This is a genomic window from Bradyrhizobium sp. SZCCT0231 (assembly GCF_018130245.1).
In the GTDB taxonomy this organism is placed as follows: domain Bacteria; phylum Pseudomonadota; class Alphaproteobacteria; order Rhizobiales; family Xanthobacteraceae; genus Bradyrhizobium; species Bradyrhizobium japonicum_F.
On record NZ_JAFCKP010000002.1, the window covers coordinates 338,854 to 354,563 of the forward strand.

10 protein-coding genes and 1 riboswitch are annotated in these 15,710 nt (G+C 65.9%); of the genes, 5 read left to right on the plus strand and 5 right to left on the minus strand.

What is annotated here, in order from left to right; translation table 11 throughout:
- Nucleotides 1-23: 23 nt before the first annotated feature.
- Nucleotides 24-1,112, plus strand: a complete 1,089-nt coding sequence (recA, locus tag JQ566_RS08970) for a recombinase RecA (protein WP_212371882.1) — start codon at nt 24-26, stop codon at nt 1,110-1,112.
- Nucleotides 1,113-1,215: 103 nt separating this feature from the next.
- Complete coding sequence (locus JQ566_RS08975) at nt 1,216-2,208, plus strand: hypothetical protein (protein WP_212371883.1); 993 nt, start codon at nt 1,216-1,218, stop codon at nt 2,206-2,208.
- A 137-nt stretch (nt 2,209-2,345) separates the two neighbouring features.
- On the opposite strand, the gene gcvP is transcribed toward JQ566_RS08975, so the two are convergent.
- From gcvP to gcvT, 3 genes are all read right to left on the minus strand, one after another.
- Nucleotides 2,346-5,213 carry an aminomethyl-transferring glycine dehydrogenase gene (gcvP, locus tag JQ566_RS08980; protein ID WP_212372134.1) on the minus strand — a complete coding sequence of 956 codons (2,868 nt, stop codon included), beginning with the start codon at nt 5,211-5,213 and terminating at the stop codon, nt 2,346-2,348.
- Nucleotides 5,214-5,369: 156 nt separating this feature from the next.
- On the minus strand, nt 5,370-5,738 hold the full coding sequence (gene gcvH, locus JQ566_RS08985) for a glycine cleavage system protein GcvH (RefSeq protein WP_212371884.1): 369 nt from the start codon (nt 5,736-5,738) through the stop codon (nt 5,370-5,372).
- Between the two features lie 10 nt (nt 5,739-5,748).
- A complete protein-coding gene (gene gcvT, locus JQ566_RS08990; RefSeq protein WP_212372135.1) occupies nt 5,749-6,894 on the minus strand; it encodes a glycine cleavage system aminomethyltransferase GcvT in 1,146 nt (381 codons plus the stop codon).
- 146 nt (nt 6,895-7,040) lie between these two features.
- Nucleotides 7,041-7,131, minus strand: a riboswitch (glycine riboswitch).
- 221 nt (nt 7,132-7,352) lie between these two features.
- Between gcvT and alaS the strand changes: the two genes are divergently transcribed.
- Nucleotides 7,353-10,034 (plus strand): alanine--tRNA ligase, encoded by a 2,682-nt coding sequence (alaS, locus tag JQ566_RS08995; RefSeq protein ID WP_212371885.1) that lies wholly within the window; start codon nt 7,353-7,355, stop codon nt 10,032-10,034.
- A gap of 5 nt (nt 10,035-10,039) precedes the next feature.
- On the plus strand, nt 10,040-11,266 hold the full coding sequence (locus JQ566_RS09000; RefSeq protein ID WP_212371886.1) for a cyclic nucleotide-gated ion channel: 1,227 nt from the start codon (nt 10,040-10,042) through the stop codon (nt 11,264-11,266).
- 81 nt (nt 11,267-11,347) lie between these two features.
- Here the strand turns inward: JQ566_RS09000 and JQ566_RS09005 are convergent, their stop codons facing one another.
- Nucleotides 11,348-12,562 carry an NADP-dependent isocitrate dehydrogenase gene (locus JQ566_RS09005; protein WP_212371887.1) on the minus strand — a complete coding sequence of 405 codons (1,215 nt, stop codon included), beginning with the start codon at nt 12,560-12,562 and terminating at the stop codon, nt 11,348-11,350.
- Between the two features lie 340 nt (nt 12,563-12,902).
- On the opposite strand from JQ566_RS09005, the gene JQ566_RS09010 reads away from it, so the two are divergent.
- Entirely contained in the window at nt 12,903-14,102 is a 1,200-nt protein-coding gene (locus tag JQ566_RS09010) for a TrmJ/YjtD family RNA methyltransferase (RefSeq protein WP_212371888.1), read from the plus strand.
- 163 nt (nt 14,103-14,265) lie between these two features.
- Here JQ566_RS09010 and JQ566_RS09015 read toward each other — a convergent pair whose 3' ends face one another.
- A complete protein-coding gene (locus JQ566_RS09015; protein ID WP_212371889.1) occupies nt 14,266-15,474 on the minus strand; it encodes a GGDEF domain-containing protein in 1,209 nt (402 codons plus the stop codon).
- Between the last annotated feature and the right edge of the window lie 236 nt (nt 15,475-15,710).

A 15,710-nucleotide genomic window follows, 5' to 3' on the forward strand; every position in this document is an offset into this window, starting at 1 on the left:
CTCGCCATAAGGAGCACGACCCAATGTCCGCAACTGCCCTGCGTATCGTCGAAGGATCTTCCATGGACAAGAGTAAAGCTCTGGCCGCCGCGCTCTCCCAGATCGAGCGCCAGTTCGGCAAGGGCTCGGTGATGAAGCTCGGCAAGAACGACCGCTCCATGGACATCGAGGCGGTATCGTCAGGTTCGCTCGGGCTCGACATCGCGCTCGGCATCGGCGGCTTGCCCAAGGGGCGCATCGTCGAGATCTACGGGCCGGAATCCTCGGGCAAGACCACGCTGGCGCTGCATACGGTGGCGGAAGCGCAGAAGAAGGGCGGCATCTGCGCTTTCATCGACGCCGAGCATGCGCTCGACCCGGTCTATGCCCGCAAGCTCGGCGTCAACATCGACGAGCTCCTGATCTCGCAGCCCGACACCGGCGAGCAGGCGCTGGAAATCTGCGACACGCTGGTGCGCTCGGGCGCCGTGGACGTGATGGTGATCGATTCGGTTGCGGCGCTGGTGCCGAAGGCCGAGCTCGAGGGCGAGATGGGCGATGCGCTGCCGGGCCTTCAAGCGCGGTTGATGAGCCAGGCGCTGCGCAAGCTGACGGCGTCCATCAACAAGTCCAACACCATGGTGATCTTCATCAACCAGATCCGCATGAAGATCGGCGTGATGTACGGCTCGCCGGAAACCACCACCGGCGGCAATGCGCTGAAATTCTACGCCTCCGTCCGCCTCGACATCCGCCGCATCGGCGCGATCAAGGAGCGCGACGAGGTGGTCGGCAACACCACGCGCGTCAAGGTGGTGAAGAACAAGCTGGCGCCGCCGTTCAAGCAGGTCGAGTTCGACATCATGTACGGCGAGGGCGTCTCCAAGATGGGCGAGATCCTCGATCTCGGCGTCAAGGCCGGCATCGTCGAGAAGTCCGGCGCCTGGTTCTCCTATGACAGCCAGCGCCTCGGCCAGGGCCGCGAGAACTCGAAAGCGTTCCTGAAGGCCAACCCCGACATCACCGCCAAGATCGAGACCGCGATCCGCCAGAACTCCGGCCTGATCGCCGAGCAGATTCTCGCCGGCGCCCCCGAGCGTGACGCCGACGGCGAGGAGCCGGCGGACGAGTAAGACCTAACGCGAAGAGCTTTTCGCGAGGAGCGGGCGCTGAGGACGTTGAGTTGCCGACGTCTTCGGTGCCCGTTTCGTTTTGCGTGGGGAAGGGCGCGTTGAGATGAAGCGTGTGATCCTGACCAGTTCGGCGGGCGTCGGTCTTGCCCTCGCCGATCGCGCCGACATGGTCGTCCCCTTCATCTATCGGTTTGTTTCAGGACCGCTTCCGTCGGCTGCCCACCTCGATCGCTATCTCGGCTGGCGCGAGTCCAAGTTTTATGACGAAATTCATTGGTCCAATTTCGTCCGTCGATGTCCCTTTGTCAGCGACCAGGATCGGGCAGGTGCGTTGCTCTGGGTCTGCGAAACCTACGGAGTCGATCTCATCGAACTGTGGTTCGATCCTGAACCCAATAGTCAATTGCAGTTGATCTGGATCCTCGATTACCTGCGTTCCGAACCATCCATCACGGAGAATCTGAGACTACGACGCGTCGATTTCGATCTGCGCGGAGCAGATCCCTCAGAGCTTCGCCACCGCGACGTGTGGCAGTTCGATATCGTGGAAAGCGATCTTGGAATCGCCAGCATGGCCTGGGAAGCCTACCGCGCGCCGACGCCCGAGCTTTGCGCCGGGCTGCTCGACAGGCCGCTCGGCAAGCTGTCTTTCCTGAAGCCGGCCATGGAAGACCTGCTCGCAGAACTGCCGTCGCCGGCGACGGGACTGGGGGCGACGGAGACGCGGCTTCTCGAGCGGATTGCAGGCGGACACAATCGTACCGATGAGCTGTTTCGGCCGGGCGCGCTGGGAACACGCGTGTTCGATCAGTGGGAGTTGGGCGCGCTGCTCGAAGGGCTCGCATTTGGCCCGGCGCCAGCGATCGCGGGTCTGGACGGCAAGCTGGCGACACTCGATCCGGACAACGCGAGAAGTCGCAATGCTGCCTTTCGCCGGAGCCGGCTGTCGCTGACGGAGTTTGGCGAAGCGGTCCTGGCGGGCCGGGAAGATTTTCGTCGTCACAACCCGATCAAACGCTGGTGGGGCGGCACGCTTCTGACCAATGACCGGCTTTGGCGGTGGGATCGCGAAAACCGGTTGTTGATTGCGCCCTAGCCGGCGCATTCAGTGCTGTAGGGTGGATTAGCCGAAGGCGTAATCCACCACTGTTTATCTCCGCGAAAGCTGAAGTGGTGGGTTACGCCGGCGGCCTGCGCTTCGCGCGACCGCCCGCTAACCCACCCTACGAAGTCTTACTCCGCGGCTTCCGCGTAATCGCTCACCGGCGGGCAGGAGCACACCAAATTGCGGTCGCCATAGACGTTGTCGACACGGCCGACCGGGCTCCAGTATTTGTCGGTGCGCGAGACGCCGTCGGGGAAGCAGCCTTCGCTGCGGGTGTAGGCGCGCTTCCAATCGTCATCGGCGATGTCGTGCACGGTGTGCGGGGCGTGACGCAGCGGCGAGGCTTCGATCTTGAAGCGGCCGGCCTCGACCTCGCCGATCTCCTTGCGGATCGCGATCATGGCATCGCAAAAACGATCCAGCTCCGCCTTCGATTCGGACTCGGTCGGCTCGATCATCAGCGTGCCCGGCACCGGGAAGCTCATGGTCGGCGCGTGGAAGCCGTAATCGATCAGGCGTTTGGCGATGTCGTCGACGGTGACGCCGCTCGTCGTCTTCAGCGGACGGGGATCGACGATGCACTCATGCGCGACGCGGCCCCTGGCGTTCTTGTAGAGCACCGGGAAATGCGGATCGAGGCGCGCTGCGATGTAGTTGGCGTTGAGGATCGCGATCTCGGTGGCGCGCTTCAATCCTTCACCGCCCATCATCAAAATGTAGATGTAGGAGATGGTGAGGATCGAGGCCGAGCCGAAAGGCGCGGCGGAGACCGGTCCGACCGGTGCATCCGCTTGTGTTGCGGGATGACCCGGCAGGAACGGCGCCAAATGCGCCTTGACGCCGATCGGGCCCATGCCGGGGCCGCCGCCGCCATGCGGGATGCAGAAGGTCTTGTGCAGGTTGAGATGGCTGACGTCGGCGCCGTAATCGCCGGGCCTGCTAAGGCCGACCTGCGCATTGAGGTTGGCGCCGTCGAGATACACCTGGCCGCCATGGCCGTGCACGATGTCGCAGATCTCGCTGATGTGCTCCTCGAACACGCCGTGGGTCGAGGGATAGGTGATCATGACCGCGGCGAGATCGTTCGAATGCTTCTCCGCCTTGGCGCGGAGATCATTGACGTCGACGTCGCCGTTCTTCTCGCAGGCGACCACCACCACCTCCATGCCGACCATCGCAGCCGAGGCCGGGTTGGTGCCGTGGGCGGAGGAGGGGATCAGGCAGATCTTGCGATGGCTTTCCCCACGCGCCGCGTGATAGCCGCGGATCGCGAGCAGGCCGGCATATTCTCCTTGCGCGCCGGAGTTCGGCTGCAGCGAGATGGCGTCGTAGCCGGTGATGTCGCACAGCCATTTTTCCAGCCGTGCGAACAGCGCGTGATAGCCCTTGGCCTGCTCGCGCGGGACGAAGGGATGCAGCGAGGCGAATTCCGGCCAGGTCAGCGGCATCATCTCGGTGGTCGCGTTCAGCTTCATGGTGCAGGAGCCCAGCGGGATCATGGCGCGGTCGAGCGCGAGGTCGCGGTCACTGAGCTTGCGCATGTAGCGCAGCATCTCGGTCTCCGAGCGATGCGCGTGGAACACGGGATGCGTCAGGAACGCAGTCGTGCGCTTCAAGCTATCCGGCAGCGCCTCGCGCGTCGCTGCATCGATCTCGGCATAGGCGAGCGTGCCGCCGAAGGCGCGCCAGACCGCTTCCACGGTCGCGGGCGTCGTGGTCTCGTCGAGCGCGATGCGCAAGGTGCCATCGCCAAGGCCGAGATTGATCTTCTCGGCGGTCGCGCGCGCGACGATCTCGTCGCGCTTGGCGCCGGCATCGACTGTCACCGTATCGAAGAAGCTGTCGGATTGCGGCGCAAAGCCGAGCTTGCGCAGGCCGGCCGCGAGCACCGCGGTGCGGCGATGCACGTTGCGCGCGATTTGCGCCAGGCCCTCGGGGCCGTGATAGACCGCGTACATCGAAGCGATCACGGCGAGCAGCACCTGCGCGGTGCAGATGTTGGAGGTCGCCTTCTCGCGGCGGATATGCTGCTCGCGGGTCTGCAGCGCGAGGCGATAGGCCGGCATCCCGCGCGAATCGACGGAGAGGCCGACGATGCGGCCGGGCAGCGAGCGCTTCAGCGCATCGCGCACCGCCATATAGGCCGCATGCGGTCCGCCATAGCCCATCGGCACGCCAAAGCGCTGCGCCGAGCCGATGGCGATGTCGGCACCGAGCTCGCCGGGCGAGGCGAGCAGCGTCAGCGCCAGCAGGTCGGCGGCAACGATCGCGAGCGCGCCCTTGGCCTTCAGCGCCGCAATCGCGGGCCTGAGGTCGCGCAACGCGCCGGAGGTTCCAGGATATTGCAGCAGCGCGCCGAGCACGTCTGATTTGTCGAGATCGGTGAGGGGATCGCCGACGACCAGAGTCCACCCCAGCGGCTCGGCGCGGGTGCGCATCACCGCCAGCGTCTGCGGATGCACCTCCTTGTCGACGAAGAAGGCTTTTGCCTTCACCTGCGAGTGCCGCTCGGCGAGCGCCATGGCTTCGGCCGCCGCGGTCGCCTCATCCAGCAGCGAGGCGTTGGCGACGTCGAGCCCGGTGAGGTCGCAGATCATGGTCTGGAAGTTGAACAGCGCTTCCAGCCGGCCCTGGCTGATCTCGGGCTGATAGGGCGTGTACGCCGTGTACCAGGCCGGGTTCTCCAAAATGTTGCGCTGGATCACCGCGGGCAGGATGGTGCCGGAATAGCCCTGTCCGATCAGCGACGTGAAGACCTGGTTCTGGGCTGCGAGCTCGGCCATATGCGCGATCGCCTCGGTCTCGCTGAGCGGCTTGCCGAGATCGGGCGGGGCGGCCTGCCGGATCGAAGCCGGCAGCGTCTCCGCCATCAGCGCGTCGACGCTTTTCGCGCCGACGGTCTCCAGCATTGCGGTGACGTCGCGCGCCGAGGGGCCGATGTGGCGGCGGAGGAAAGAGCTGGCGGTGTCGCTGTTGGACTTGCGGTGCGCGGTCATCATGGGTCCTCGCTTTAGATTTCGCTGTCATGCCCCGCGAAGGCGGGGCATCCAGTAAACGCAGGCGTTTCGGCTAGGGCCGATGGGCCGCGGCGTACTGGATCACCCGCCTTCGCGGGTGATGACACCGAGTATGGGGCGGCCGTTCTCGTCATCTCACGCCGTATGCGCCTTGTAGGCGGCTTCATCCATGAGGCCGCCGAGCTCGCTTCTGTCGGCCACCTTGATCTTGAAGAACCACGCCTTGCCCTGCGCATCCGAATTGACCAGCGCCGGCTCGGCGGTGAGCGCATCGTTCGCCTCGAGCACCTCGCCTGAAATTGGTGCGTAGACGTCGGAAGCGGCTTTCACCGATTCCACGACCGCTGCGGCTTCCGCCTTTTTCAAGCTGCGGCCGACCTTGGGCAATTCGACGAACACGACGTCGCCGAGCTGCTGCTGTGCGTAGTCGGTGATGCCGACCGTGGCGGTATCGCCGTCGATGGCGAGCCATTCATGGTCGGAAGTGTACAGCGTGGTGGTCATTGTCTTGTCCTCAGCGTTTGTAGGTGTTTTTCACGAAGGGCATGGCGGCGACCTGCACGGCTAAGCGCTGGCCGCGCACCTCTGCGAAGAGCTTTGTGCCGAGCGCGGCGAGGCTCACGGGTACGTAGCCCATCGCGACCGGCGCGCTCAGGCTCGGGCCGAAACCGCCCGAGGTGACCTTTCCGATCGGCTCGCCGCCCGCACTATCGGCAAACAGCAGTGCGCCCTCGCGCACCGGCGCGCGGCCTTCGGCGCGCAGGCCGACGCGGCGGCGGGATGCGCCGTTATCGAAATGAGCAAGGATCTTCCCGGCGCCGGGGAAACCGCCGGCACGGGCGCCGCCAGTACGGCGGCTTTTCTGCACCGACCATTCCAGCGCGGCCTCGACCGGCGTGGTGGCGGTGTCGATGTCGTGGCCGTACAGGCAAAGCCCGGCTTCCAGCCGCAGGCTGTCGCGGGCCCCTAAGCCGATCGGCAGCACGTCCGGATTGTCCAGCAGCATCCTGGCGAGGCGCTCGGCATCGCCAACCGGAACCGAGATCTCAAAGCCGTCCTCGCCGGTGTAGCCGGAGCGCGAGACGAAGCACTTGATGCCGGCGACCTCATGCGGGCCGGCGTCCATGAATGTCATGGCCGGCGCCTCTGCACAGAATTTCGCCAGCACCGCTTCGGCCTTCGGGCCCTGCAGCGCGATCAGCGCGCGGTCGGCGAGCTGCTCGATGATGCAGTCGTCGGATAGGTTCGCGCGCAGATGCGCCTCGTCCTGTTCCTTGCAGGCGGCGTTGACGACCAGGAACAGATGATCGCCGAAATTGGCGACCATCAGGTCGTCGAGAATGCCGCCGTCCGAATTGGTGAATTGGGCATAGCGCTGTCGCCCCTGGGCGATCGCCACGATATCCTGCGGCACCAGCCGTTCCAGCGCGCGGGCGGCGTCCTCGAGCTTGCCGGATTTCGGCCGAAGCGCGATCTGGCCCATATGGGAGACGTCGAACAGGCCGGCGGCGGCCCGGGTATGGAGGTGCTCCTTCAGGACGCCCGCGGGGTACTGCACGGGCATGTCATAGCCCGCGAACGGCACCATCTTGCCGCCCAGGGAGACATGGAGGCTGTGGAGGGGCGTGCGTTTCAGGGAGTCTTGGTCGTGCGCTAGCATCACAGGGGCCCTCGGCGGTTCCCCGGGGAGGATTCCCCGATGGACACCAGTCGAAGCCCCATCTGTCGCTGTGCCTGAGAGTATTATCCCGTCGGCGGACGCAGTCCGGGCCTTAAGCCCGTCGGCGCCTCTTTCCAGATGCTGTCAAAGCCACGCGGTCCTTTTGCCTGAGAGTTTCCGGGGCGGTTGCTCCTTCGGCGCCGGCTGCCTAAAGCCGGTCTCTCCCGACGTGGCCGTACGATACAGATGGGTAGAGACCACAGGGCGGCCAAGCCTGTCAACGCGACTTCTGTCGCTTTCAACGGGATTGCGCGCCTGCGGCAACCCTCTGATCTCTCTGCACAGTTTCTGGACAGCGAAGCTGGCCTTGTCTAAAAGCGCTTTGGCCCGCAGATATCAGCCTTAACGTCCGGTTTGGACGGCGAGAAGCGGGCCCAAGCATACCCGATTGGATGAACATGAGCGGCGTCAACGAGATCAGGTCGACCTTTCTGAACTTCTTTGCCGAGAACGGCCACGAGATCGTGCCGTCCTCGCCACTCGTGCCGCGCAACGATCCGACGTTGATGTTCACCAATGCCGGCATGGTGCAGTTCAAGAACGTCTTCACCGGGGTCGAGAAGCGGCCCTATCAGCGCGCCACCACCTCGCAGAAATGCGTGCGCGCCGGCGGCAAGCACAACGACCTCGACAATGTCGGCTACACCGCGCGCCATCTCACCTTCTTCGAGATGCTCGGCAATTTCTCGTTCGGCGATTACTTCAAGGAGCGCGCGATCGAGCTCGCCTGGAAGCTGATCACCAAAGAGTTCGGGCTGAAGAAGGACAAGCTGCTCGTCACCGTCTATCACACCGACGACGAGGCGGCGGGCCTGTGGAAGAAGATCGCGGGCTTCTCCGAGGACCGCATCATCCGCATCCCGACCTCGGACAATTTCTGGGCGATGGGCGACACCGGCCCGTGCGGCCCGTGCTCGGAGATCTTCATCGACCGCGGCGAGCACATCTGGGGCGGGCCTCCGGGCTCGCCGGAAGAGGACGGCGACCGCTTCCTCGAATTCTGGAATCTCGTGTTCATGCAATACGAGCAGGTGACGAAGGAGGAGCGCGTGGATCTGCCGCGTCCCTCGATCGACACCGGCATGGGCCTGGAGCGCATGGCCTGCATCCTCCAGGGCGTCGAGAGCGTGTTCGAGACCGACCTGTTCCGCAACCTGATCGACGCGACCGCCTCTGCACTCGGCACCGGGCCGAACGAGCAGACCGTGGCCTCGTTCCGCGTCATCGCCGACCATTTGCGTTCCTCGGCGTTCCTCGTCTCTGACGGCGTGCTGCCCTCGAACGAGGGCCGCGGCTACGTGCTGCGCCGGATCATGCGCCGCGCGATGCGCCACGCGCAGCTGCTCGGCGCCAAGGAGCCCTTGATGCACCGCCTGGTCTGGGCGCTGGTGCGCGAGATGGGCCAGGCCTACCCCGAGCTGATGCGCGCGGAGAAGCTGATCGAGGAGACGCTGCGGCTGGAAGAGACCCGCTTCCGCAAGACGCTGTCGCGCGGCTTGGCCATCCTCGACGAGAAGAGCGCGTCCTTGCAGAAGGGCGACATGTTCGACGGCGACGTCGCCTTCACGCTCTACGACACCTACGGCTTCCCGCTCGACCTGACGCAGGACGCGCTGAAGTCGCGCGGCATCGGCGTCGACCAGGCGGCGTTCACCGACGCGATGGAGCGCCAGAAGGCCAAGGCGCGCGAGTCCTGGAAGGGCTCTGGTGAGGCTGCTTCCGAGGCGATCTGGTTCCCGCTGCGTGAGAAGCTCGGGGCCACCGAATTCCTGGGCTACGAGACCGAGAGCGCCGAGGGCGTTGTCTCCGCGCTGGTGAGGGATGGCCAGGAAGTCGCCAGCCTCAAGGCCGGCGAGACGGGCGCGCTTCTGCTGAACCAGACGCCGTTCTATGCGGAGTCCGGCGGCCAGGTCGGCGACACCGGCGTGCTGACGGGTGAGGGCGGCATCAAGGTCCGCGTCACCGATACGCAGAAGAAGCTCGGCGATCTCTTCGTCCACATCGGCACGGTGGAGAGCGGGGAGCTGAAGCTCGGCGCTGCGCTGCAGCTCGAGGTCGATCATTCGCGCCGCTCCTCGATCCGCGCGCATCACTCGGCGACGCATCTGATCCACGAGGCGCTACGCCAGGTGCTCGGCGACCACATCGCCCAGCGCGGCTCGCTGGTCGCGCCCGACCGCCTGCGCTTCGACTTCGTGCATCCGAAGCCGATCACGGCCGAGGAACTCGCCCGCGTCGAGGACATCGCCAACGACGTGGTGCTGGAGAACGACGAGGTCACGACGCGTATCATGGGCGTCGACGAGGCCCGTGAGGCGGGGGCGCGCGCGCTGTTCGGCGAGAAATATGGCGACGAGGTCCGCGTCGTCTCGATGGGCAGGACCGCGCGCGAGCGCGGCGCCAACACGCTCGGCTGGTCGGTCGAGCTCTGCGGCGGCACCCATGTGAGGCGCACCGGCGATATCGGCCTGATCACGTTGACGAGCGAGAGCGCGGTCGCCTCCGGCGTGCGCCGCATCGAGGCGCTGACCGGCAACTATGCGCGCAAGCACGCCAACGAGACCATGGCGCTGGCGAAGACCGCGGCGAACGAGCTGCGCACCTCGATCGACGACGTCCCGGCGCGGATCGCCGCGCTGATGGAGGAGCGCAAGAAGCTCGAGCGCGAAGTCTCCGACGCGCGCAAGAAGCTGGCGATGGGCGGCGGCGCGGCTGCCGGCAGCAATGGTGCAGCGAGCGCGGTGCGCGAGGTCGGCGACGTCAAGCTGATGGCGCGTGCCGTGGAAGGTATCGAGATGAAGGATCTCAAGAGCCTCGCCGACGACGGCAAGAAGCAGATCGGCTCGGGCGTCGTCGCCATCGTCGGCGTCACCGAGGACGGCAAGGCGGGTGTCGTGGTCGGCGTGACGCAGGACCTCACCGCGCGCTTCAACGCCGTGAACCTCGTGCGCATCGCCTCCGAGGCGCTCGGCGGCAAGGGCGGCGGCGGCCGGCCCGACATGGCCCAGGCCGGCGGCCCTGACGGCGCCAAGGCGGCGGCGGCGCTGTCGGCGATCGAAAAAGCGATGGCAGGCGCTTAGCGATCATGTGCCCCGTTCGGCGAGGACGTGGGCTTCGCGATCCCGAGCTGAGGGATCGCCTGTACGAATTGCTGGAGCACGATCCGCTGGCCTATTCGGCCGGGTCGCGCTTCATCCAGATCATCATCGGCGTCATCGTGCTCAACGTGGCCGCGATGATCCTCGCCTCGGTGCCGGAGCTCGACGCGCAGTTCGGCACGCTGTTCGCAGGCATCTCCATCCTGTCCGTGATCGTATTCGCGCTGGAATATGCCGCGCGGCTATGGACCGTGGCGGGGCACACCCAGCGCAAAGGATCGGCGCTGTCCGACCGGCTGGGCTATGCCTTCTCGGCGCTCGGCATCATCGATCTCATGGCGTTCCTGCCCGCGGCCATAGTGCTCGCCACCGGCCGGCACGCGACGCTGGCAGCGCTCGGCGTGCTGCCGTTCTTCAAGCTGATCCGCTATTCGCCGGCGATGCGCTCGCTGCTCGCCGCCGTGCATGCCGAGCGGCGCGCCCTGATCGGCTGCATCGTCATCCTGATCGGCGTGGTCCTCACCTTCGCCTCGCTGCTCTATGCCATCGAGCGCGACGTGCAGCCGGACAAGCTCGGCACCATTCCACAGGCGATGTGGTGGGCGATCGTCACGCTCGGCACCGTGGGCTATGGCGACGTCGTGCCGGTGACGCCGCTCGGCAAGTTCGTCTCCACCTTCGCCATTGTCGCCGGCTTTGCCATGATCGCGCTGCCGGTCGCGATCATCTCGACCGCGTTTGCGGAAGAGGTGAGGCGGCGCGATTTCGTCGTCACCTGGGGCATGCTGGCGCGGGTGCCGCTGTTCTCGCATCTGTCCGCGTCCGAGATCGCCGACATCATGCGCCTCCTGCGGGCCCGCACCGTCGAGCAGGGCGAGATCCTGGTGCGACGGGGCGATGCCGCCTCGTCGATGTATTTCATCACTGCCGGTGAGGTCGAGATCGCGCTACCGAGCCAGCATGTGCGCCTTGCCGACGGCACCTTCTTCGGCGAGATCGCGCTGCTGCACAAGACCAAGCGCAGCGGCACGGTGACGGCGACCCGAAAAACGCGGCTGCTCGTGCTCGACGCCCAGGATTTCCACGCCCTGATCGCGCGCATGCCGACACTCGCCGAGCACGTCCATACGACAGCGAAGGCGCGGCTCGCCGACAGCGGCGATCTCGCGCTCGCCGAGCTGGCGCAGGCGGAGAAGGAAGGCGGAGCGGGCTGAGTGGCCTGAAAAGTAAACGGGCCGCGCTTTGAGCACGGCCCGTGATGATGTCTGGCCCAGTCGGGGCGAGATATCGGAGGCTTACGCCGCCAGTTCCTTGGTCAGGTTCTCGGCGACCTTGTCGAGGAATCCGGTGGTCGAGAGCCAGCGCTGGTCGGCGCCGACCAGGAGCGCGAGGTCCTTGGTCATGTAGCCGGCCTCGACGGTGTCGACGCAGACCTTCTCCAGCGTATTCGCGAACTTGGCGAGCTCGGCATTGTTGTCGAGCTTGGCGCGGTGGGCGAGGCCACGGGTCCAGGCGAAGATCGACGCGATCGAGTTGGTCGAGGTCTCCTTGCCCTTCTGGTGCTCGCGGTAGTGGCGGGTCACCGTGCCGTGGGCAGCTTCGGCCTCGACGGTCTTGCCGTCGGGGGTGAGCAGCACCGAGGTCATCAGGCCGAGCGAGCCGTAGCCCTGCGCGACCGTGTCGGACTGCACGTCGCCGTCGTAGTTCTTGCAGGCCCAGACATAGCCGCCGGACCATTTCAGCGCCGAGGCCACCATGTCGTCGATCAGGCGGTGCTCGTAGGTCAGGCCCTTGGCGTCGAATTCCTTCTTGAACTCCTTGTCGAAGATCTCCTGGAAGATGTCCTTGAAGCGGCCGTCATAGACCTTGAGGATGGTGTTCTTGGTCGACAGGTAGACCGGGTAGTTGCGCAGCAGACCGTAGTTGAAGGAGGCGCGGGCGAAATCGATGATGGAGTCGTCGAGATTGTACATCTCCATGGCGACGCCGGCGCCGGGGGCCTTGAACACTTCCTTCTCGATCACGGTGCCGTCCTCGCCGACGAACTTCAGCGAGAGGGTGCCCTTGCCCGGGAACTTGATGTCGGTGGCGCGGTACTGGTCGCCATAGGCGTGGCGGCCGATGATGATCGGCTTGGTCCAGCCGGGAACAAGGCGCGGCACGTTCTTGCAGATGATCGGCTCGCGGAAGATGCAGCCGCCGAGGATGTTGCGGATGGTGCCGTTCGGCGACTTCCACATCTGCTTGAGGTTGAACTCCTTCACCCGGGCTTCATCGGGGGTGATGGTGGCGCACTTGACGCCGACGCCGACCTTCTTGATCGCCTCGGCGGCGTCGATGGTGACCTGATCGTTGGTGTGGTCGCGGTACTCCATGCCCAGGTCGAAATACATCAGCTCGACATCCAGGAACGGGTTGATCAGCTTGTCCTTGATGTACTGCCAGATGATCCGGGTCATCTCGTCGCCATCGAGCTCGACGACGGGATTGGATACCTTGATTTTTGCCATGATCGGGGAAGCCTCTTGGGAACGGCGCTGATGGTGCGCCACGGGAATATCCGCCGCCTCTTAGCACCTGATAGCAGCGGGCGAAAGCCAAGGGATTATGCACTTTTAGCTCATCCAGCTTCCCCAGATGGGGAGCGGCGCCCGGGGGCTGGGGTGAGGCTTCAGAAGAGATTCAAAAGTCGAATCCAACCCGTTATTTCCCTTGAGAATTTCGTCAGGACAGGCAAACGACAGGCGGGCGGGGCCGGCCGGCCCAGGACCCACTCGAAAAGGCCGGCTTGAATCAATTCCTAAGGCGGCCTTGCCAAGGCCTTGAGAGACAGTGTGAAAGCGAAGCGAGATGTCGGGGACTGACAAGAGCAAGACGGGCCTTTCCCTCGACGGTCCCATCGTCATCCTGGTCGAGCCGCAGCTGGGCGAGAACATCGGCATGGCCGCGCGCGCCATGGGCAATTTCGCGCTTGACGCCTTGCGCATCGTCAACCCCCGGGACGGCTGGCCCAACATCGCGGCCCAGCGGGCCGCCGCCGGCGCCGACCATATTCTGGAAAAGGTCGAATTGTTTGGCACGGTGGAAGAGGCGGTCGCCGACCTCGACCTGCTGTTCGCCGCCACCGCTCGCCCCCACGACCAGGCCAAGCCCGTGGTCGGGCCGGAGGCCGCAGTTAGCGAGATCGCCGGGCACGTCGCCACCGGCGGCAGGTGCGGCATCCTGTTCGGCCGCGAGCGCTGGGGCCTGACCAACGAGGAGGTCGGGCTCTCCAACCGCATCATCACCTTCCCGGTCAATCCGGGCTTCGCCTCGCTCAACCTTGCCCAGGCCGTGCTGCTGATCGGCTATGAATGGTTCAAGCTGGCGACCTCAGGCGCGCTGCCGCACGCCATGCCGGAGCGCTCCGAGCGCGCCTCGCAGCATCAGATGCAGGCCTTCTTCGACAACCTCGTGCGCGAGCTCGACAAGGTCGAATTCCTGCGCCCGGCCGAGAAGCGCGACACCATGCTGGTCAACCTGCGCAACATCTTCAGCCGGATGGAGCCGACCAAGCAGGACATGCACACCCTGCACGGGGTGATCATGGCGATCGCGGAAGGGCGCAAGGGCCCGGCCAAGGGCGGCGTGCTCGACGGCGAGCAGGCGACACGCCTGCGCGCGCTGCTGGCCGAGCACGGCCAGGGCGGCGGCGTGCCCGACAGCGGCTCCACGGTGCGCGGCCTCGCCCGCCTGCTCCGCCGCAACCCGACCGACGCCGAGCGCCTGCTTTGGCAGGCGCTGACCCGCGACCGCCGCTTTGCCGGCCAGTTCAAGCGCCAGACCCCGGTCGGCCGCCACATCCCCGACTTCGTCTCGTTCCCGCACCGGATCGCGATCGAGCTGGTCAACCCGGGCGAGGGGGAAGCGATTGCGGCAGACCGCGCCTCGCGTCGGGCGTGGCTGGAGGCGCGGGATTATCGGGTGCTCGACATTCGCGCGGCGGATGTGGAGCGCGATCTCGAGGCGGAGCTGGTGCGGCTGCAGGGGATGATGGCGCAGGGCGCGTAGGTCTCGTGGGGCGCAGCTCTCGTAGGGTGGGTTAGCCGCGCGAAGCGCAGTCCGCAAGGCGTGACCCACCGCTTTCGTATCCGCGGAAACAGAAGTGGTGGGTTAGCCCCGCGGTTTGCGCTTCGCGCAATCCGCGGGGCTAACCCACCCTACAAATTCCGCATCAGGCCACGCCTGCGATCGGGCCTTTCGGGCCGTTCTGTTGCAGCCGGCGCAAGGCCGCGAGGTTGGTTTCGACCGAGGCGAGGCAGCAGCGCGATTTGCCGCCCGACTTCGCCTCGTAGAGCGCGGCATCGGCGACGGCGAGCAATTCGGCGACGTCGGCACCGTGATCCGGCGACATCGCAATGCCGACACTGGCGCCAACGCTGGCGCGCAGCTCGCCGCCGAGCTCGTAGGAGGCGGCGACCTCGGCGATGAGGCGGTGTCCCATCTCCTGCGCCGTCTCAGGAGTGACGCCGTCGAGCAGCACGACGAATTCGTCGCCGCCCATCCGCGCAACCACCGTGCCGTCGGGGAACACCCGGCGCACGCGCGCGGCCACCGCTTTCAGCACGTCGTCGCCCGCCGCGTGTCCGAACGTGTCGTTGATCGGCTTGAAATTGTCGAGATCGAAGAACATCACCGCGAACCGGCGATCGGCGGGCGCGGCAAGCCTCGTGCCCAGCGCCTCGACGAAGCCGGCGCGATTGAGCAGGCCCGTGAGCGCGTCGTGATGGGCGCGATGGCTGTTTTCGCGCTCGGCGCGCATGGTGGCGATCAGCATCCGGTTGAGGCGGAAGGCCGCGGCCGTCATCGCGGCGAGATACATCGGCACCTGCAGAAACACGACGTAGAGCATCGGCTCGTGCGCGAGGGCCACGCCGGGAACGATGGGGCCGAGGCTGCAGAGGATCATGGTCCCGGCAAGCCGCGGGGCGCCAAAATTGCGGAAACAGATGCCGCCAACCATTGCGGCTGCCGACAGGCACGCCAGCATCGCAACGACCCAGTCGCCGCTGACGATGCTCGCGACCGCGCCAAAGCCGACGCTGCAGCTCCAGGCGACGGCCAGCACGAGGTGCAGGTCAGTCGGAGTCTTGCGATGGGCGCGGGCCGCACGGTGCGCGATGATCAGCACGACAAGGCGGGCTGTGCAGATCGCGAGTTCGGCGATGAGCCAGGCGACGAACAACGCCGTCGGCTGTCGCAACGCGATCACCGTGGCCACCGCAATGGTGTTGACGGCGCCGGCGGCAAATACCGGCAAGGATCCGTGGAGCTGGGCAATCAGCGCGGCACGGATGTCGTCGGGCGCGCCCGGCCCGGCATCGGCCAGCCAGCGCGTCAGGCGCCAGGTCGGCTGGCTGTAGACTTCCGTCCCCGGTTGCATGTGCGGAGCATCCCCTTCGGGACAGTTAAAAGGCGACCGCACCTAACGGGCTGTTAAAAGGAGCAACGACCACCGATCGTGCTTGCTGCAAGGTGAATTGGCGGGTCCAGGGTCGTACGGAAGAATGCTTGCGAGGGCGGGCAGCCGGGGACCCGAACGGATGGATACCGCTGGAGGCGAGGCCTCGATCGCTCCAGGCGTCGTCAGTCGTCGGGTGGGCAAAGCGGCTTGTCCGC